This is a genomic window from Bacteroides sp. AM37-9, from assembly GCF_003603455.1.
Taxonomy (GTDB): Bacteria; Bacteroidota; Bacteroidia; order Bacteroidales; family Bacteroidaceae; genus Bacteroides; species Bacteroides xylanisolvens.
In genome coordinates, this window is the sequence record NZ_QTNF01000010.1 from 1 (window position 1) to 21,450 (window position 21,450).

Here is a 21,450-nt window from a genome sequence, read left to right on the forward strand (position 1 = left end):
GACGTTTAGACGCAAGAAGGACGCTGAAGAGCTTAGTTGCGGATTTGAGGATATCCTCTTTTCCTTTGCCATCTTCTCGTTCATGCTCTTTTTGTACACCAATTTTTACTTTACGCACAGTGTTTGTTAAGCCAATAACATTAAAAGCATCAACTAATGATTGGGTGTTTATGCCTTCTCGTGTTTTTCGATTAAGTACACTACTTCTCTGTTTTAGTCCTAGTCTAATTATATAAAGAATATCATCTATATATTTATGAGAATGGTCTATATAGTCAAATTGCATAATTTAATATCCGTTTTTAAACATGTCACTTTTAGCATTTTCCGCATCTCGATACGCTATGGTTTGCATCCAATATTTAGTCTTATTTGGCTTAATCAAACTTATCTGATTATTTTTTCCATAGTATACTATAATTCTATTTATTGTCAGTGCATTATTGAAAATTTCATCGTAGAAAATTTTATCAAATTCTATTTTGTTTGAATTTGTAAGTATAGTCTCTATTTCTTTCTTGTTATTGGTATGTTCAAATGTTGTCCATACATAATCGTCATTAATTATCTGTCGTATAGCCCGAAATTTGTACTCTCCATCTTCATATGTTAAGTTAAGTATTTCACAAAAAGCATCACAATAATTAGATAATAAATTGGGATTGATTTTATTGAAAATAACTGATGATGAATTGTTTAGATTGTCAGATAACAATAATGTATCTTCTATAACAGATTTTTCAATTCCATCCATTTGCTTAAATGGGATAGGATATCCTTCATTATCTATGTTTATAGGAAGACTTAATATATCGTTACCATCAATAGTATAGCTATTACTTTGTTGTATAAAAATTTTAGGGGAACTTGCTTTTATTAATAACATATATAAATTTCTATTCGCAACAAAAGCGGATACAAATTTTTGCATTAACAAATTATTATCACCCTTTAAGCCTAAGACTCCTGGACGAAAGTGTACATTGTACTGAGTATTGTAAGAAATTGGTATCTGATGATTAATGTTTAGCCTAATTAGTATATTAGGAGCATTTAAAACTTCATCAGGTATAGGTCTTCTAAAAATATGCTCTTTTTCTACAAAAATCATATTTCTAGTAATCTTATCTGAAATGAAAAGATCGGAATCAAGGATTTTTTTTTCATACATATCGATCTGTTTATCAGACGAATTATCTTCTCTTGAGCCATTAGATTTTTTCCATTTGTTAGATTTTATGAAATCTTCAATATGTATGAATCCGTTTTGATATTTCTCAAAATAAATTCTTAAATATCCTCCTCCTAATAAATTAATTTTCCATATATAATCTTTGGTATATACAAAATCAATAGGTACATAAAATCTGTCGTATTTATCAATCTGAAAACGTATCGCTCCCTTCTCATTTGCTGATGAATTGCGAACGATAATATGCTCTATTGGTTTTGATGAGTTAAAATATTTATTTGATATTTTGACTGCTATAGTCGCCACCTTCTTTTTGCCCCATAAATGATTGATTAATGGAGTAAAATCATATATTCGTTCTATATTCCAAAAGTAAACAAGACTTTTCCTATATTCAGCAGATGAAGGCATGTATAAAAATGATGACGAAGGCATAACCATAAATAAAGTGCTATCATCATTCTTTAAAAGCTCAGTTAGGCATCTATACAAAAATATTAATGCTGGATTATTATAAGGGAAAGCTTGCAGTTTTCCTCTATAATCTTTGTATTTTTCTTTTGAAAAATCATCATCTTTTTCTATTCTTATATTATTTTCCTGTTCTTCCTTTGAAATGTTGAATGGCGGATTTCCCGCTATAACATCGAATTTGAAAGATACGGATTTATACCATTTAAAAAAACCTAAATTTGTAAGATTTCCATGTTCCTCTAAATTGTCGAAAGTTAATTTGTCCCAAATTTCTTTTGGTCGTATATGACTACAAAGTTCTATTTGCAACGAAGTTGCTGTAATAGATAATGCATCTTCATTTATGTCTACTCCATAGATGCAGTTAAGTAGGATTTTTTTTATATCATTAATAGCTTCCTCTCCCTCAATAAGTTGTTTGTGCTTTTTTAACATCCATAAAGTTATCAGTCTTTTGTATGCTAAAACAAGAAATATCCCTGAGCCACATGATGGATCTAAAATCTTAAAATTTTCAAAATTGATTGATTTATTGAAAGGTAATAATTCATCTATAAGAAGTCTTGCAAGATGTGGTGGTGTGTAATAAGCCCCAGTGCTTTTTTGCTTTCCTGTGACAGAAGTTACAAAGCGTTCATATAAACGGCTAATAAATTCAATAGGAAGAAGGTTGAAATCGTAATAGCGCCATATGGACATTTGCCCATCAATATCTTTATTCCCATCAAGTGCATCGGCGACAATGCTAAAGTCTGCCGCTTGTAACTCTCTTTCTTCCTGTTCGCTAATTTTAAATATCCCTCCGTTAAACTTAGAATTGAGGAATGATAGCAGTCCTATTATATTATTACCTCTTAGAACATCACAAAATGTATAATTATTAAATAGAGTATTGTTGTTTCTATCTTTGGTGATAAATTTATCAAAAAAGCAGTCTTCAAATACACTATTTCCGTTATTATCTGTTTGTTCTTCAAGATACTTGATTAGTATAAATTTGACTAAAAGTTTCTTTAATAGTTCTGGTTTACAATTTGTTTTTTTACTCTTTTTTAGTATTCTCTTTTCAATGTGGTCTAATAGTTTTTGATACGGTGATACACTAATATAATTAGCAGGTGATTCTTCTAAAATCTGTCCTTCAAATATTCTATTCTTTAAAGTTGAATCGATTCTTTTTATCGCTTGTGATATGCCATCTAAAAAAGAAGGCTCAGATACACTCTTTATTGGATTTCTTGTGTCTATTATTTTGAATCCATCATCATAAACAATGAGAGCAAGTGCTATTTCTCCTAGAGTCCATAGCTGTTTGTTTATTTTAACTAGATCAATTTCTTGTTCTTTGTAAGATGATCGTTGGTCGTATACATATATATATGGAATAGGCTGATTTTCAATAATACTATTGAAGCAATAGAAATAGTTCGCACTTACAATTTTAGCTTGCATCTTGTAAAATTCTAACTGCTCGTCTGTATATGAGGACTTCACTGAATACAGATTTTGTTGGTATTCAGATAGATTCAAAACTTGAAATATTGAACTGTCCTTTGAATTCATATCTAATGTTATAATATTGACTTTCTATGGAAACAAAGATAGTGGTTTTTGGCTTTCTATCCAATGAATGAATGAAATAATAAATAATATTGCTGATTATTAGCGTGTTACAAGAATAACACAAAGTGGAGTATGAGATTATTTGAATTAAAATGCTATTATTTATGTAGAAATGATTACAGTCTACGTTTTTTCTTTTTCCGCTTTGGTTTTAGTTTTTGTCTTTCATCATCGATAGGAATCATCTGTATTAGGTGCTCCAATTCGTGGTAAAATGCAGGTTTGATATAAAAGAAAAAGCCCTGATAATGTATGATTGTCAGAGCTTTATGCATTTTTGCTGTTTTAAAAAGTGATCCGCCTGGGGCTCGAACCCAGGACCCCAACATTAAAAGTGTTGTGCTCTACCTGCTGAGCTAGCGAATCAATCCTTATTTGCGAATCAGTTATTTCCTGATTGCGGGTGCAAAGGTAGTTACTTTTATTTAATTTGCAAGCATTCCGTAGAAAAAAGTTTCAATTATTTTTCCTCGTTATGGCTTGTTTCTTGATTATCAGTAGTTTCGGCTTCATCATATTTTATCTTTTCTTTGTTGATAATAAAGCGTTGGTAGTAGGAGAGCATTAAAGTTGTTAGTGGTAAGGCGATGATCATACCGAGCATTCCCATTAATGAACCCCAGATAGAAAGAGATAAAAGGATGATGGCAGGATTCAGTCCGGTAATCTTTCCCATGATTTTGGGGACAAGGAAGGTATCCTGTATGATTTGTACGATTGCAAAGACAGCTAATGCACATGCAATGATAATCCAGAAGTTCTGTCCGGTGTCGGCAGCTTTGAGGATTGCCAATAGAATGGTGGGCAGGAAACCGATGATTTGCAAGTAGGGAACCATATTCAATGCTCCGATGAAAAGTCCCAAAGCGATAGCCATGGGGAAATCGATAATCAGGAAGCCAATGCTGAAAAGAATACCTACGCAGAAAGCAACCAAAGCCTGTCCACGGAAATATCTGTTCATACCATCCTGTACGTCGTGAACCAGATTGGAGGCAAACGTACGGTATTTATTGGGTAGCAGATGCAACCATCCTTCAGCTATCGCTTCGTAATCTAATAATATAAAGATTACATATAATAATATAATGAAGGAGGCAAGGATGCTGAATAGAATGTTGAGAGATTCTGCAAGCAAAGTCCACACTCTGGGGACGGTATCCTTGATTGCCGCCAGGATATTCTCTTCACTTAATACACGGTTCAGTGCTTGAAGATCGATATTTTCGTGGATAAATTCAGAAAGACTCTTAGGCACATTGTTTCCGGCTCCATTGGTGAGGTAAGTCACCAGCAAGTCGTTCATTCTGCCTATTTCCGAAATCATCGGCGGCACTAATAGGTAGAATAAAGTGACTCCGATAACCGTAATAAGGAATAAGGAACAGAAGATGGAAATAATGCGGCTTTTCAATCGTAGCTTATACTGGAAGAATTTGACTAACGGATAGACCATATAAGCTATCAGCCACGCAATAAAGAAAGGTAATAACACTCCGCTAAGGCGTTCTACAAGCATTAATATTCCTACAACTAACACACATCCGATAGAACCGCGTATAAAACTGTCGAATGTTATCTTTTTCCTTTCCATAATCTTTTTCTTTTATAGAGTTTATACTTTCTGCTCATCTTCCCCTCGTGCACGGAGATAACATTCCCTGCACAGAGGCTCGTATTCGGCTGTTTCGCCTAAAAGAACCTGTTTCTCATTCTTGACAGTACGATGTGAGAAAGAAGCCAGCTGGCCACATTTCACACAGATTGCATGAACTTTGGAGACTTCATCGGCAATGGCGCATAATTGCGGCATTGGTCCGAATGGATTTCCTTTGAAGTCCATATCCAACCCTGCAATGATAACACGGATTCCATTATTGGCGAGCTGGTTGCATACATCAATCAAACCACTGTCGAAGAACTGTGCTTCGTCAATGCCTACTACATCTATCTCGGAAGTAAAGAGTAGGATACTGGCTGACGAATCGATGGGAGTGGAGGCGATAGAATGGCTGTCGTGAGAGACTACATCTTCTTCTGAATAACGGGTGTCGATAGCCGGTTTGAATATCTCGACACGTTGTTTCGCGAACTTCGCTCTCTTCATTCTACGAATCAATTCCTCTGTTTTTCCGGAGAACATGGAACCGCAGATTACTTCGATCCGGCCTCTTCTTCTAGTCTCCTGTATGTGGTCTTCTGAAAATAATACCATGAGATTTTGTGTTTTCTTGATTAAGTAAATGTGTGGACAAAGGTAAGCAATTCAATGTGCAAGAACTGTTAAATTATCCATTATTTTAAGTTATTGCATAAATTATTCCTACATTCGCACCGTATAAACAATGGACTGACATGAAACAGAAGCTATTAACAGATATTGAGTTGGATGTTCATGAGTTGAAGTATCTCATGGATTCATTTACCAAGGAGCCGACTCCGACTTTGTCTGAACTGTTGAAGCGGAGTATTACACGGATGCAGGGACGTTTGGATGAACTGCAGCAGGAAGTGGATGCGGTTCAGGTGACTTCTCCGTTAACTGTAGAAGAAACAGTGGAAGAGACTAATGAAGTTGCCGAATCTGAAGTAGATTCACCCAGCATTATACAATCTCTTGAATCTGTTGTTGTGAAAGAAGATGAGGAAGGAGAGATTATTGTTGCGGAAGAGAAACCAGTCGTAGTGGTAACAGAAGAAGGGAAAAAAGAGGAACCAGCAATTGTTGAGGAGCCTGTTGTTGAAACTGTTGTGAAAGAGGAAGAACCTAAATCGGTAGTGTTGGGAGAAAGTCTCAAACTATCTGCCGGCTTGCGACATGCTATCAGCTTGAATGATTCTTTCCGTTTTTCTCGTGAACTATTTGGAGGCGACACAGAATTGATGAATCGTGTTATTGAACAGATATCAGTAATGGGGTCCTACAAGACTGCGGTCGCATTTCTGTCCTCGAAAGTCGAAATAAATGAAGAAAAAGAGGCGGTGAACGACTTTTTGGAACTACTAAAGAAATTTTTTAATCAATCAGCATAAATCAAAAACAAGATGGGAAAGCTATATGTAGTGCCTACGCCGGTAGGGAATCTGGAGGACATGACTTTTCGGGCTATCAAAGTTCTGAAAGAGGTCGATCTGATTTTGGCGGAGGATACACGTACTTCCGGTATCTTGTTGAAACACTTTGAAATAAAGAATGCAATGCAATCCCACCACAAATTTAATGAACATAAAACGGTGGAAAGTGTTGTTAATAGAATAAAGGCAGGTGAAACGGTGGCACTAATTTCGGATGCCGGAACGCCTGGAATTTCCGATCCCGGATTTCTGGTTGTTCGTGAATGTGTGCGTAACGGTATTGAAGTGCAGTGCTTGCCGGGAGCAACCGCTTTTGTTCCGGCACTCGTTGCATCGGGATTGCCGAACGAGAAGTTCTGCTTCGAGGGGTTTCTCCCCCAGAAGAAAGGACGGCAGACACGACTGAAGACATTGGCGGAAGAACACCGCACGATGGTGTTTTATGAATCACCCCACCGTCTGTTGAAGACGTTAACACAGTTTGCCGAATATTTCGGTGCTGAACGTCAGGCAACCGTGTCGCGTGAAATATCCAAGCTCCACGAAGAAACAGTTCGGGGCAGTTTGGCTGAATTGATAGAACACTTTACCGCTACCGAACCCCGGGGCGAGATTGTGATAGTATTAGCAGGAATAGATGATTAAATAATTTCATTAAAAAACGTAAAACGTAAACGTATGAAAAAGTTAGCTGTTTTATTTGTATGCGTAGCCATGTTAGCTTCGTGTGATAGCTTTAAAGGTGGAAGTAAAGACCTGAAAGCTGAAAATGATTCTCTTTTGATGGAACTGAACCAGCGCAATGCTGAACTGGATGATATGATGGGTACTTTCAATGAAGTTCAGGAAGGTTTCCGTAAGATCAATGCTGCCGAAAGCCGTGTTGACTTGCAACGTGGAACCATCACTGAAAACTCTGCCAGCGCCAAGCAACAGATTGCTTCTGACATCGAATTCATCTCCAAACAAATGGAAGAAAACAAAGCGCAGATTGCAAAGTTGCAGGCACAGTTGAAGAACAGTAATTACAATTCTGCACAGATGAAAAAAGCTGTTGCCGCTTTGACTGCTGAATTGAACGCTAAACAACAACGTATCGAAGAACTTCAAACTGAACTGGCTTCCAAGAACATCCGTATCCAGGAATTGGATGCTGCTGTCAGCGACTTGTCTGCTGCTAAAGAAACGTTGGCTGCAGAAAACGAAGCGAAAGCTAAAACCGTTGCTGAACAGGAAAAGAGCCTGAATGCTGCCTGGTTCGTATTCGGTACTAAATCTGAATTGAAAGCTCAAAAGATTCTTCAGAGCGGAGATGTATTGAAGAGTGCTGATTTCAATAAGGATTATTTCACTCAAATCGATATCCGTACAACCAAAGAAATCAAGTTGTACTCTAAACGTGCTGAGTTACTGACTACTCATCCGTCCGGTTCTTATGAATTGGTTAAAGATGACAAAGGCCAGTTGACATTGAAGATTACTAATCCTACTGAATTCTGGAGTGTATCCAGATACTTGGTTATCCAGGTAAAATAAGGTAGACATCCCTTTTTGATTTGCCAATGTGCTGATTCCTGGATTCAAGAAATTAGCACATTGGCTTTTTTATTTCCTATATACGCATAACTACTGATGAAATATAAAAATCTCTTTTTTGATCTTGATGATACCATTTGGGCTTTCTCTCAAAATGCCCGTGATACTTTTGAAGAAGTATATCAGAAATATTCGTTCGACCGTTATTTTGATTCGTTCAATCATTATTATACCCTTTATCAGCAAAGAAATACCGAACTTTGGATTGAGTACGGCGAAGGAAAAATAACGAAAGATGAATTGAACCGTCAACGTTTCTTTTATCCTTTGCAGGCTGTGGGAGTGGAAGATGAAGCGCTTGCCGAACAGTTCTCGAAAGATTTTTTTGCGATTATTCCCACTAAAAGTACTTTAATGCCTCATGCAAAGGAGGTATTGGAATATCTTGCTCCTAAATATAACCTCTATATCCTTTCCAATGGATTCCGTGAATTGCAATCATGCAAGATGCGTTCGGCAGGAGTGGACGAGTATTTCAAAAAAGTGATTCTTTCGGAAGATCTCGGAGTGTTGAAGCCTTGGCCGGCGATATTCAATTTTGCCTTGTCTGCCACTCAATCCGAATTGCGCGAATCCTTGATGATTGGTGACAGTTGGGAAGCGGATATAACCGGAGCGCACGGAGTAGGGATGCATCAGGCTTTTTACAATGTGACGGAACGGACTACTTTCCCTTTCCTTCCCACTTATCACATACATTCCTTGAAAGAATTAATGGATTTATTATAGGTTTTCTGGATTAAGTCGTATTTTTGTTGCGTTTTAATTTTGCATAAAATACGATATAATCATGGATAGTACGCTTCTGCCTTTTGCCTTACTTTGTTTCACTTCATTCTTTACATTGACCAACCCATTGGGAACGATGCCTGTCTTCCTTACCATGACTCATGGTATGACGGATAAGGAACGTCAGTCTATCGTACGTCGCGCCACCATTGTGTCGTTTATTACAATAATGGTATTTGTCTTTGCCGGGCAGTTTCTTTTTAAGTTTTTTGGTATTTCTACCAATGGCTTCCGTATTGCCGGTGGGGTGATTATCTTCAAGATCGGCTTTGATATGCTTCAAGCCCGTTATACACCGATGAAACTGAAAGATGAAGAAATCAAAACGTATGCGGATGATATCTCCATTACTCCTCTCGGCATTCCTATGTTATGCGGCCCCGGAGCGATTGCCAATGCTATTGTCTTGATGCAGGATGCACATTCTTATGAAATGAAGGGAATTTTGATCGGCACTATTGCCCTGATTTATCTGCTGACTTTCTTTATTCTTCGTGCTTCTACGAAATTGGTAAACGTATTGGGCGAGACGGGAAACAATGTAATGATGCGCCTCATGGGATTGATTCTGATGGTAATTGCGGTGGAATGTTTCGTCAGCGGATTGAAACCGATTTTGGTGGATATTGTGAGAGAGGGGATGCTTCCTTGATGATAAAAGATAGAAGGGTTGAAGAGTCCTTAAAATGAAATTTATCTTTGCTGTAAAAAATGAACTACCCTTATAGAAGTTAATAAGATATATATAAATAAAGCCGTAAATGGATGACAACTATCAGGAATATTTTATTTTAAATTACTTTTGTAAAAAATAGATTCCCGAGTTTTTTTATAACCCCCTTAATAGAAATGAGACTAAAACTCCAAGGCTTGCCAAAGAGTTTAGTCTCATTTTTACCTTTATAAATCAGTATCTTTTTTATATCTTGGAATTGGATATATTGTATCTACTCTTTTTTATTTCATTAAAAAGAAGTGAATTGTTTATGGATTCTGATCAGTGGCAATATTTAAGCTTTCATTACCGTCGAACTCTGTCATTGGAATCATCATCGTCATTTCCCAGTCTTCCGGATCAATATAACGTCTGTAGTCTAATAGACGTGCTCCTTCTCCCCATTATTCGATACGATGTTGAAGTAAATGTTTCTTACGTAAAACTATTTATGTATATATTTATAAATAATAAGACCTGCAATTTCGATTAATTCTAAAATTGCAGGTCTCATCTACTTATTTAAAACTTATCCTTATATGGAGGCAATATTAAAAAATGTTTTATCGAGGTAGATTATCACTCCATCCCTCTGTTTGTATAACTCCAAAACCTGAATTAACTTCAAAAGAAGGTATTGGGTACACAAATTTGGCAATGTTGAAATTAGTATACGCTCCATCTGCCACACTAATAATTTTGCCTAATCTTCTTGCATCAAAGAAGCGATGTCCTTCTTGAACCAGTTCTAATTTTCTTTCTTTGTCAATCACATCAATAATCGTCTGATCCTCTGCAATTTCACTATCATCCAAATCCGGGTTTCTTTTTGCCGCTACTTCCAACAGTTTTTCTTTAGCTTTACCATAATCAGGAGTTGATTGTTTTGCATATGCTTCTGCCTGTATTAAATACATTTCAGGCAGTCTGAAAACCGGCAAGTTAGAAATCTGATTATTGGTTGTGATACCACGCATTTTTCCACCAGTCCACGTACCGCCAAGAAGTGCCAGACGAATATCATTAGATGAATATTCTGCTATTGTTGCGCTGTTAATAGACAAACCGTATTTATTCCATAAAGTATTCAGAGCATTAGCAGATAAATAATCATCTTCGGCTTTTGCTATAAAGAAAATGTCTTCTGTCGAAACAGCCAATGTCGTGTACATATTCTTATAGTCTTCTTTGGTTGATACAATTGTACCACCACTTAGGGTTATTGCCTCTTGAGCCGCCGTAATAGCCCCTTCGTAATTTTTCATATAGAGTTTTACGCGAGCTTCAAGTGCAGCAACTGCAGCCGTATTCATATACTGTTTACCTACATTTTCAACACCTTCTTTAGCATAATATTCTTTAGCTTTCGTTATATCATCAAGAATCAGGCTATAATTTTGTTCTACACTGACTCTTGACACCTGTGAATAGGCAGGGACGGGTTCAGTAACGTTTACGATACCTAATGTCGTTTTGTTGGCTTCCGAATATGGCAAACCAAACATGTTAGTCAAATAGAAAGAGCAGAGGGCTTTAATAGCATAGGCTTGAGCGATGCATCCTTCCACTTCTGCCAGATCCCCCTTTGTTACTTCTTTAAATGAAGCACCTTCTTTAATGATACGTGCACAACGGTCGATAGCCCAATATCCGTATGCCCATATTTCTTCTATGTATGAATTAGTATCCAGTATCTGATAGCGGAAGATGTCATAGAAATGAGACGTTGCAACGGAATGTGAAGTGATATCCGTTGGCGCATCTCCAATTGCTAATACATCACGTCCCAGAAAACGATATGAACCTAATGTGTAATATACACCATTTAGAGCATTCTGAAAATCTTGGGTAGTAACCAAGGCTTCTTCTGTCGGAACAGAAGTTGATGGCGTTTCTGTCAAGAAGTCATCGCATGCGGTGAATGAAATTGCCATCCAACCGGTTAATAAAGCAAATAATATTTTCTTCATTGTCATAAATTTCTAAAGTTATTTTTTTAGAAGCTAAGATTAAGACCGAACATGATATTTCTAGGTACAGGATATGCCCAAGACTGCATACCGGTAGATCTGGTTTGTGGATCAAATCCTATAAAATCTTTAGCAGTGATAGTGAACAAATTGTCAGCAGAGATATAAACTCTTAAATTGTCAATAGCCACCTTATTCATAAGGTTCTTCGGAAGAGTATATCCTAAAACCATGGATTTCATTCTTAAATAAGAACCATTCATTAAGAAACGGCTGGAATTAGTTTCTGCTCCCGAGTTGTCTCCAGCTACAAATTTGGGTACGTCGGTTATATCTCCCGGCTTTTGCCAGCGGTTGTCATAAACGTAGTTAGATACCGGGCCTAAGAAATAATGTCCAACCTGCATATCAAATGCAAATCCGGAGTTATATACTTTATTTCCCAAGGTGAAACTGGTATCAAAAGAGAAGTCAAAACCTTTGTATTTGAAATTCATTCCAAAGCCACCATAAAATTTAGGATCGGCAGAACCTACAATTCGCTGACCGGCCTCATTTACATTTTTTGTTTTCTCATCCCCTTCTTGTCCTTTATACCACATTGCTTCTCCTGTTTCAGGATCCACTCCTGCATATTCCGGCATATAGAACGTATTATACGCTTCACCAACTTTTCTGATAGTTAGAGTATTCTCAATTGGTTTTTCTGTGGCAAGTTTTATGATTTTATTTTTATTTGCCGTACCAGTGAAGCGAACATCCCAACTGAAATCTTTATTTCTAAGTACGTTAGCGTTAATTAAGAATTCTATACCTTTGTTTTCCATCTCACCTACATTTTTCAGGATAGATCCGAATCCAGTTGTGTAAGAAAGTGGTACATCAAATATCATATCTTTTGTCCGTTGGTTATAATAGTCCACTTCCAGTGTCAGTCTTTCGAAGAAAACAGCATGGATACCGATATCGGCTTTCGCAACAGTCTCCCATTTAAGATCCGGATTGGCTATTTGGTAAGGAATAGCTCCAGGTTTGCCATTATAAGAATATCCATAATTATACAATCCCATTGCTGCATAATAACCAATATCCTGATTACCTACAGTTCCATAACTACCTCTGATAGTCAAATCTGTCAACCAATTTTTGGTATTTTCCATAAAGCTTTCGTTAGAGATTCGGTATTTTGCTCCTATAGACCAAAAAGGAGCCCATTTGTTGTTTACACCAAATCTTGACGAGCCGTCATAACGGAAACTGCCTGACAGATAATATTTATCATTCAAGTTATATTCTGCATTCATAAAGAATGAAGAAAGAGTGCTTGCTTTGGTTGAAGATCCCGCCCCTGTTGGCTTGGAAGCATTGTCCAATTCAAAAACAGCATCACTAGGATATCCACTGGCAGCTGCATAAATTGTTCTATAAGATATTTTCTGTGCTTCTTGTCCCAACAATACATTCAAATGATGCATGTCTTTGAAAGTGCGGTTGAAGTTTACGGTATTGGTAATGGTCAAGGTTGTTGCCCTTTCCTGATTTCTTTGACCAAGCATACCGCTACCGGAATATTGAGGATTATAAATTGAACTGTAAAAGAACTCGTCCAAGTCAATTAAGCTCAATCCTGCATTTGTCTTCCATGTTAAGCCATCAATAATATTATAAGTAAAATATGGATTCACAACCAATGTAATCTGCTTTTGATTGCGTTTATCACCTTTTTCTTTATCGTTAATGGCTACAGGATTATAATTAACATTTGTATTATATGTTCCATCTTCATTGCGCACCTGTTCAAACGGACGGATGTCATATACTGCTACAATAGGATTAGTATATTGGCTTTCAGTCATAGTATTGTTTATATCGGAGAGTGCTCCATTCACAGAAAGTCCATATCCTATCCGCCCGCTTTTTCCATCTAAACTAATACGTCCGCTATAGCGTTTCATTCCAGTTCCGATGACGATACCTGTATTCTGAAAATATCCTCCACTAATATAATAGCGCAAATTTTCATTCCCACCTTGAGCACTGATATCATATTCTTGTGAAAAACCATTTTGCAGAATCTCCTTCAGCCAATCCACACTCTTGATATTTTGCGTCAAGTCCACATTATACCAATCCATAACATAGGCATTCAGCCATTCAGCAGAAGTCATGCCATCCTCACCGTCATATCCTGCATTTGTTAGTCCTTCGGTCCAGATCTCTTTGTATTTATCCAGATTTGTCGTACGATAATTATGATCTATCTTACCTACAAAACTAGTTCCGACTTTTGCATTCACATTAAAACGCGCTTTTCCCAGACTACCTTTTTTAGTAGTAACTACAATTACTCCATTCGCTGCACGAGCTCCATAAATAGCTGTAGCTGTAGCATCTTTCAAAACTGTGATGGACTCAATGTCGTTAGGATTGATATTAGCCATCGGACTTGCCGCCATATCCCCTGTCCCGGCTTTGTTATAAGCCCCCATTTTGTCTGTGTAAATGGCAATACCATCAATTACGTATAAAGGTTCGGTTCCAGAGTTCATTGAACCAACTCCACGAATAGTAGTAGAAGCGTATGCACCAGGTTGTCCAGTCAAGCTATTTACCTGTAAACCAGCTACTGATCCTTCCAAAGACTTCATAAAGTTTGCATCTGTTTTTTTCATCAAGTCCTTGTTATCCACCGTTTGGGCAGATCCCGTAAATGCCGCTTTTTTAGTTACCCCATATCCGGTTACCACAACCTCATCTATTAGCTGTGCATCAGATTTGAGAACCACTCGCAAATTGGGCTTTATCGCCACTTCCTGCGTCTGCATACCAATGTACGAAATCTGCAAAGTCTTTGCAGAACTAAATACAACTATAATATCTTGATTACTAATAATATACACGATGTTTACTTTCCTTCGGCAATAAATCTTTTGTTGTAGTTATTATGCAGATTATCAATATGTTAAATACCTACCAAACATATTAATTTGCTGATTTATGATACCAGATTTCTATCAAAAATAGGACATAACCATCTATTAATTAATTATTTAAGTTCTTGTCTTATATGATATAAGCTAAAACTTATTTCCATCTTAACTGTTGAAGATGGTTTTATTGTTCTAAATTATATCCAATAATTATTGACTATAATAATATATTCATTAGCAAACGATAATCTAAGAAAAAGAAAAACTCCAGATGAAAAAATGCATATTTTATTACTGTATATTTTAAAATATGCAGGGGTGGATTCAAATATTCTCCAAAATCGCAGAGAATATGATTGATGAATATTCATATTGGATGGTTATATGCTTTTTCTGTATCAAAGAGATTGTGTAATTACATCTAATTATGTAAAAAGAAGTATTTATCATTTATCTGACGCTAAAATGAAAGAACCCCAAATGCCGGATTCTAATAGCTATTAGAGGCTATCAGGGTTATAAATTAGCTTTTAATCCTTTCCTTTTAAAGAAAGCAAGGGCTTCTCTACGACCAATGACTCGTTCCTTTTAAAGGAACACTTTATTCCTTTAAATGGGACGAGTGATAATATTCGTAATAACGATGTGTATTTAGGTTATGTATATGCGTTTTTGAAACTGAAATTGCATATTCTTTCATTTAATTATACACTTTTCTTTCTATTAGAGAAAATTAGCCCCTCCATTTCTAAAACTAAATCTTAAAAACAGAACACTTTCATCTAGCTTTTGTACCTATTATTATTTTTTGATGAGGCCGTTTTCTCAAGATCACGTACCACTGTTATATCCATTATATTTGCATATACCTGTGTAGTCTTCACACTTTTGTGTCCTAATAGCTTTTGTACCGTAGTAATATTTGCACCACTATATAATAATAAGGTGGCATTTGTATGCCGGGCGGTGTGAAATGACACACGTTTATCTATTTTCGCCAAGCCTGCTAATAAATTCAATTCTTTGTTGATATTAGAATTGTCTTTCAACTTAAAGAAGCTGTCAAGATCATCTTTATAGCGTTGCAATATCTCAATTCCTTTGCCTTCAAATAACAAATATAAAGGAAGACGTACCTCAATACCAGTTTTAACAGACTTGTATATAATCCAGGTTTCCTGATGGAATTCAACAATATTTGCGGAGGTCAGACTGGTGAAATCAGAATATCGTAACCCTGCGTAGCAACAAAATAAAAAAGCATCTTTTGTTTTTTGTAGCCTCGTATATCTTCCTGTTAGCTGTAAATTTTCAAAGCGATATAACTCTTCCGGAGCCAAGTGCGTATGACTTCCCTCTATACTTTTAATTTTATACTTTCTAAAAGCATACTTTTGTATATCCATATATTCCTTATTTATAGCAACGTTAATATATCGTTTTAGATGCTTCATGTGCTTGGCAATGGTATTAAGGTGATAGCCTTTAGACTGCAGGTGATTATCAAATGAGGACACAAATTCAAATGTCAAATCGGTGAATAATATCTCTTTCTTAAATTCCTGAAGTAATTCAAGAGTGGAAAGATGATTTTGTCTGGTACTCTCTTTCAAAAGAGAATTAGCGACTTCTTCTTTGAAGAAAGTTAAGAATGAGCTCCCGTTACTTAGAGGCTTATCAATCGAATTCTTTAATAAATCTAGCGATATTGGTTTTCCTTGTTGCCATAATCCAAGTTCAGTATGCTCAATAGCTGCTATATTCTCATACAACATACGATTCAAAACATTGGCATTAGGATGATTCTTCACCATCTTTCGTTTGGCATCCCACTGATCGGGTTTGAGATATATTTTGGTGGAGAAATACATTTTTTTTCTGTTCAGATAGGCCTCTACCTGTACTAACGCCATTCCTTTTTTATTCAATCTCTTCTTTCTGTTAAACACAAGGTTGTAACTGATCTTTTCCATACTTTCATTTTTAAATTAATAATAGAACAAATTAGACGTAATTCTGTGCTATATCAGAGACGAATAAGCATTAATATCTCTAAAAAAATAAATCTTCAAATAATATAGTATTCACAAAACTTTAAATTAAATGCCACTTTTTTATTCGCTTTTCCACGAAAAAAGCAAAAAGAACAGCTTTTAAAGGTGTTTTATGACTAAAAACGAGTAAAAGAAATATTAAAAGATGCATTTTGCTCATACAAAGTGTTACTAGCTATTTTGGCAATCAACGCTTTTAATAAGAAAAAATATGCTTATCGACATAAATACAGCACACAAAATAACAAAATGTTATATTTGCAACCTTTTTTTATTAATATAATTGTTAGTTTCAGTTTTATTAATATATTTGCAAATTGTTAGAGTAAAGATACAAATAATGTAAAGTTAAACTTTAAGAGAGAATTTATGAAAAGAAAATTAATGCTGTTATTGGCATGCCTTTTTGTGGGCATAGGTCTGGTAACTGCCCAAACTCAAAAAGTCACAGGCGTTGTGATTTCTGAAGAAGACGGGCAGCCAGTTGTTGGCGCTTCTGTGTTGGTAAAAGGTACCACTCAAGGTACAATCACAGATGTAGATGGTAATTTTAATTTGTCGAATGTACCAAGTTCTGCAAAGACTTTGCAGATTTCGTATATTGGTATGCAGACGCAGGAAGTGGTTATAAAACCGAATCTGAAAGTTGTGCTAAAATCTGATTCTCAGAAACTTGATGAGGTTGTGGTGACTGCGATGGGGATTAAACGTTCTGAAAAGTCTTTGGGATATTCAGTGACAAGTGTTAAAGGTGATGAAATAACCAAGGCACGTGAAAGTAATGTTTTAAACTCCTTATCAGGTAAGATCGCAGGTGTACAGATTGGACAGTCGTCAGGTACTGCAGGGGGAAGTTCTAGTATTCAGATTCGTGGTGCTTCTTCTATTGGTAGCGTGTCGTCTCCACTTTTTATTGTTGATGGTTTGCCTATTGACAATGGGGCGTTCAATCCGGACAGAACTAATGGCATTGTTGATGTTGGAAACCGTGCAGGAGATATTAGCTCGGATGATATCGAGTCTATTAATGTTTTAAAAGGGGCTGCGGCAACTGCATTGTATGGTGCGCGTGCGAAAGATGGTGCTATCGTAATAACTACCAAAAAAGGTAGTCGCAATTCGCAGGTATCTGTTACAGTTAATTCTTCCACACGTTTTGAGAATGTTTTGAAACTGCCAGATTTTCAAAATGATTACGCACAAGGAAGTTATGGCAAATATAATGTAAAAATGTTGAATGGTTGGGGGCCTAAGATATCTTCTGTGCAAGATCAGACATTTGCAGATTTTAAAGGAGAACAGGTTACTTTGCAAGCATATCCTGACAATGTAAAAGATTTCTATGAGACAGGTATGAGTTATATAAATAATGTCGCAATTGCTGGTGGTACAGAACGTTCTGATTTTAGAATCAGTGTCTCTACTACTAATCAGACAGGGGTGGTGCCCGGATCCGACTATAATAAATATGCTTTTGCCGTTAATGGTGGTATGAATTTCACCAAGAACTTCACAGGGCGAGTTTCAGCACAGTACATCCGCTCTGATTCGGAAGGACGGCCTGCTCAGGGATCTAATGATAATAACTTGCTCATTCCTTTGATAAACGGAATGCCGCGTACGGTAAATATCAACGATGTGAAAAACAATTGGATTGACGAATACGGTAAGCAAATATCACTGGATCCGGAAGGAAAGAGTAACAATCCGTATTGGATAATCAACAAGAATAAATTTACTAATCAGTTGGATCGTCTTATCGGCAATATTGTTTTGACTTATAAACCGATAGAAGGACTGACAATCTCGAATAATGCAGGAACTGACTTTTATACAGAAACCAGACGTAAAGTATATTCGAAAGGGACAATTGGTAATCTTGAAGGACAGTTCCAGACATGGGATCTCTATAAGCGTATTTTGAATAATGATTTGATGATATCGTATGAGAAAACATTTGCGGAAGATTATGGAGTAAAAGTAATGTTGGGACACAATATATATCAGGAAGACTGGAGAAATAATAATGTGTTGGCGCAAAATCTGGTTGTAGATGAATTGTATGCATATACTAATGCTAAGACAACGAGTCCGGTAAATTATACCTCTAAGAAACGGCTGGTTGGTCTTTATGGAGATATAAGCTTCAGTTATAAGAACATGGTATTTTTGGATGTGACAGGAAGAAATGACTGGTCATCTACATTACCTGTAAATAACCGTTCTTATTTTTATCCGTCAATTAGTGGTAGTTTTATTTTTACAGAATTGATGAAGAATAAGGATGTTTTGAGTTATGGAAAATTGCGTATGAGTTATGCTAATGTCGGTAGTGATGAACAACCATACCAGTTGGCGTTTCAATATACTCCGGTTAATTCTTATTTTTTGCAGTATAATTTAACGAATGTTTTTCCCCATAATGGATTAGTAGGATTTACAGGTCCTCGTGTATTGCCGAATGAGAATCTTAAACCACAAAATCAGGCATCGTTTGAGGTAGGTACTGATTTACGCTTTTTCCAAAATCGTATTCGTTTAGACTTGACTTATTATAAAAGTGTAACTAAAAATCAAATCGTAAGCATTGATGTTCCTTTGTCCACGGGGTATTTTGCCAATAATATTAATGCGGGAAAAGTATCTAATAAAGGGATTGAAGTAGCATTAGGAGTTACCCCTGTACAGACTAAGGATTTTAAATGGGACTTGGAGGCTACTTTTGCAAAAAACACCCAGAAAGTTGATGAGCTGGCAGAAGGGTTGGATGAGTACTCGTTGACTAGTGGGTTGAGTGGATTGCAGATAAAAGCGGAAGTTGGTGGTTCGTTTGGTCTGTATGGTACAGGTTGGAAACGTGATGATTCGGGCAATTATGTTATTAACGAAAAGACAGGACTCCGTGAAATTGTAAACAATGTGCGTTTGGGAGATGTTTACCCGGACTTTACAATGGGTATTAATAATACGTTCTCTTACAAAGGTTTCACATTGAGTTTCCTGATAGATATTCGTCAAGGTGGTTCTCTTTACTCTGAAACAGTGGGTACTTTACGTACTACCGGACTTGCTGCTGAAACTGCTGCCCATCGAGAAGATGCGTCGTTTATTGAACCGGGAGTCATCTTACAATCTGATGGAACTTACAGAGCTAATGATGTGCCGGTTAAAAGTATGCAAGATTATTGGGGGCATGTGGCAAAATCAAGTAATAATGAGGGTAATATTTTCGATGCTTCATATGTTAAATTACGTGAGTTGAACTTTTCTTATAGTTTTCCTAGAAAATGGTTTAGAAGTTTCTTTGTCAAATCTCTTGATTTAGGCTTTGAGGCTCGTAATCTTTGGATTATAAAAGATCATGTGCCTCACATTGATCCGGAAGCTAACTTTTTTGGACCTGCACAGATCGGTGGGGGAGTTGAGTTCAATAGTATCCCGACAACAAGAAGTTTCGGATTTAATATTAGATTGACATTATAATAATTATCAAAGAGAAATAATATGAAAAATAAAAGATCAATATATACTATAGCAATCATATTTACATGTGCTATTTTGAGCTCATGTAGTGATTGGTTGGATGTTAATCATAATCCAAATTCTGCGGAAAAGGTGGATCCCGGATATTTATTCAATTATGCAGTAGTGAATTGGGCTGGTAGTCGTACCGGAGGAGATGCTTACATTCCTCTTTCTCAAAGTATCCAGTGTCAGGCAGACGGCGGCGATGATTATGGGGGCTGGGCGGAAGGTTATTATGTCATAGATCCATATAGCCTTGGTAATACATGGAAGCATTACTATTCTGTTGGAGGTAATAATTTGCAGTTAGCTATCAAAAATGCTCAAGAAGCTACTCCTGTCAATCATAATGGAATTGCTCAATGTAAAATTATTCTAGCTCAACATATTTATGAGACAACAATGATATGGGGAGATATTCCATTTACAGAGGCTTGGGTAGAAGGAGTTAAGTATCCAAAATTTGATTCTCAGGAAGTAGTTTTGAATGGTGTAGTAAGCTTGTTGGATGAAGCGTTGAATGAGATCAACTTGGATGATCCTTTGGCCATTACTGATTACGATATTTTTTATAAAGGTGATATGCAAAAGTGGATTCGGTTGGCCAAATCTTTAAAATTCAGAACTTTAATGACAATGGTGGATAAAGATCCGACGAAAGCAGAACAGATTGGAAAGTTGATAAGTGACGGTGGTATGATTAGTTCGGCTGATGATAATCTGCAGTTCCCATATTTACAGACTGCCGGTAATGAAAATCCTAAATATAAAATATTGGAGAAGTATACAAATGGCATCAATATTATGTTTTTTGCAAATAATAATGTATTGAAGCCTATGCAGGAACGTAATGATTCTCGTATTTCCAGATATTTTGAACCGGGAGCTGACGGGGTGTATCGAGGCTTGGATACTCGGCAGGCAGCAGAAGAAACTGATGATGAAAATGCGGATTTATTATCTTCCGTTATAAGTAAGTATCTTTTTAGAAAAGAGGCACCTGAATTAATTTATTCTTATCAGGAACAGTTATTTTTTGAAGCGGAAGCGTATGTACGTGGGTTGGGAGTAACTTCTAATTTGGTGAAGGCTAATGAATTATATAAGAAAGCTATTCAAACAGCTTGTGATTATTATGAAGCAGATCCGGTAAAGACAACTGAATTTATTGATGCTTTGGATGATTTAAACACATTGGAACCTGATAGAGCTTTATATGAGATTCATATTCAGCAATGGATTGATTTGATGGACAGACCGTTGGAAGAATTTGTACAGTGGAGAAGATCAGGATCCAATGGTAACGAGGTACCTGTACTTACTGTGCCGACAGAAGCTACTTCTCGGGAACTTATTCGTAGATGGGAATATAGTCCTGAGGAAATGACTGCTAATCCTAATGCACCCAAAGAATCTCCTAAAATTTGGGAAAAGATGTGGTTTGATTTATAGATTCTAAGGTGATAAATGATACGAAAAAGAGGACAATAAAACATTGTCCTCTTTT

At 36.4% G+C, this 21,450-nt stretch carries 14 protein-coding genes and 1 tRNA gene; 7 read left to right on the forward strand and 8 right to left on the reverse strand.

Translation table 11 applies throughout. The features are described 5' to 3' along the window. The 5 genes from DW862_RS08695 to DW862_RS08720 all read right to left on the reverse strand — a co-directional run. On the reverse strand, positions 1-286 hold a 286-nt coding region (locus tag DW862_RS08695; protein WP_133304317.1), incomplete at its 3' end, for a hypothetical protein. Positions 287-289: 3 nt separating this feature from the next. Then, the gene (locus tag DW862_RS08700) at positions 290-3,118 is read right to left on the reverse strand and encodes a class I SAM-dependent DNA methyltransferase (RefSeq protein WP_165861902.1); all 2,829 of its coding nucleotides are present in this window, start codon (positions 3,116-3,118) and stop codon (positions 290-292) included. A gap of 464 nt (positions 3,119-3,582) precedes the next feature. Continuing rightward, positions 3,583-3,655 (reverse strand) — tRNA-Lys (locus DW862_RS08710). A gap of 94 nt (positions 3,656-3,749) precedes the next feature. Continuing rightward, a complete protein-coding gene (locus tag DW862_RS08715) occupies positions 3,750-4,883 on the reverse strand; it encodes an AI-2E family transporter (RefSeq protein ID WP_004315221.1) in 1,134 nt (377 codons plus the stop codon). 21 nt (positions 4,884-4,904) lie between these two features. Then, positions 4,905-5,504, reverse strand: coding sequence for a thymidine kinase (locus tag DW862_RS08720; RefSeq protein ID WP_004299175.1), 600 nt, complete (start codon positions 5,502-5,504; stop codon positions 4,905-4,907). Positions 5,505-5,644: 140 nt separating this feature from the next. On the opposite strand from DW862_RS08720, the gene DW862_RS08725 reads away from it, so the two are divergent. The 5 genes from DW862_RS08725 (at position 5,645) to DW862_RS08745 (ending at position 9,401) form a co-directional block, all read left to right on the forward strand. Next, positions 5,645-6,322 (forward strand): hypothetical protein, encoded by a 678-nt coding sequence (locus DW862_RS08725; RefSeq protein WP_120067848.1) that lies wholly within the window; start codon positions 5,645-5,647, stop codon positions 6,320-6,322. Positions 6,323-6,334: 12 nt separating this feature from the next. Further along, positions 6,335-7,009 carry a 16S rRNA (cytidine(1402)-2'-O)-methyltransferase gene (gene rsmI / locus DW862_RS08730; RefSeq protein ID WP_004299177.1) on the forward strand — a complete coding sequence of 225 codons (675 nt, stop codon included), beginning with the start codon at positions 6,335-6,337 and terminating at the stop codon, positions 7,007-7,009. Between the two features lie 33 nt (positions 7,010-7,042). Next, positions 7,043-7,900, forward strand: a complete 858-nt coding sequence (locus tag DW862_RS08735; RefSeq protein ID WP_004299178.1) for a hypothetical protein — start codon at positions 7,043-7,045, stop codon at positions 7,898-7,900. Between the two features lie 96 nt (positions 7,901-7,996). Further along, complete coding sequence (locus DW862_RS08740) at positions 7,997-8,689, forward strand: YjjG family noncanonical pyrimidine nucleotidase (protein WP_120067851.1); 693 nt, start codon at positions 7,997-7,999, stop codon at positions 8,687-8,689. A 61-nt stretch (positions 8,690-8,750) separates the two neighbouring features. Then, positions 8,751-9,401, forward strand: coding sequence for a MarC family protein (locus DW862_RS08745; RefSeq protein ID WP_004323496.1), 651 nt, complete (start codon positions 8,751-8,753; stop codon positions 9,399-9,401). Between the two features lie 626 nt (positions 9,402-10,027). Here the strand turns inward: DW862_RS08745 and DW862_RS08755 are convergent. The 3 genes from DW862_RS08755 to DW862_RS08765 all read right to left on the reverse strand — a co-directional run bounded on the left by DW862_RS08755 (position 10,028) and on the right by DW862_RS08765 (position 16,337). Then, positions 10,028-11,440: a RagB/SusD family nutrient uptake outer membrane protein gene (locus DW862_RS08755; RefSeq protein WP_120067854.1), complete on the reverse strand. Its 1,413-nt coding sequence runs from the start codon at positions 11,438-11,440 to the stop codon at positions 10,028-10,030. A 20-nt stretch (positions 11,441-11,460) separates the two neighbouring features. Beyond that, positions 11,461-14,334: a TonB-dependent receptor gene (locus tag DW862_RS08760; protein WP_234153005.1), complete on the reverse strand. Its 2,874-nt coding sequence runs from the start codon at positions 14,332-14,334 to the stop codon at positions 11,461-11,463. Positions 14,335-15,146: 812 nt separating this feature from the next. Beyond that, positions 15,147-16,337, reverse strand: coding sequence for a site-specific integrase (locus tag DW862_RS08765; RefSeq protein WP_004315066.1), 1,191 nt, complete (start codon positions 16,335-16,337; stop codon positions 15,147-15,149). 450 nt (positions 16,338-16,787) lie between these two features. Between DW862_RS08765 and DW862_RS08770 the strand changes: the two genes are divergently transcribed. Both DW862_RS08770 and DW862_RS08775 read left to right on the forward strand, forming a co-directional pair. Further along, entirely contained in the window at positions 16,788-19,901 is a 3,114-nt protein-coding gene (locus DW862_RS08770; protein ID WP_243636463.1) for a SusC/RagA family TonB-linked outer membrane protein, read from the forward strand. Between the two features lie 21 nt (positions 19,902-19,922). Next, entirely contained in the window at positions 19,923-21,395 is a 1,473-nt protein-coding gene (locus DW862_RS08775) for a SusD/RagB family nutrient-binding outer membrane lipoprotein (protein ID WP_008025100.1), read from the forward strand. Positions 21,396-21,450 lie beyond the last annotated feature (55 nt).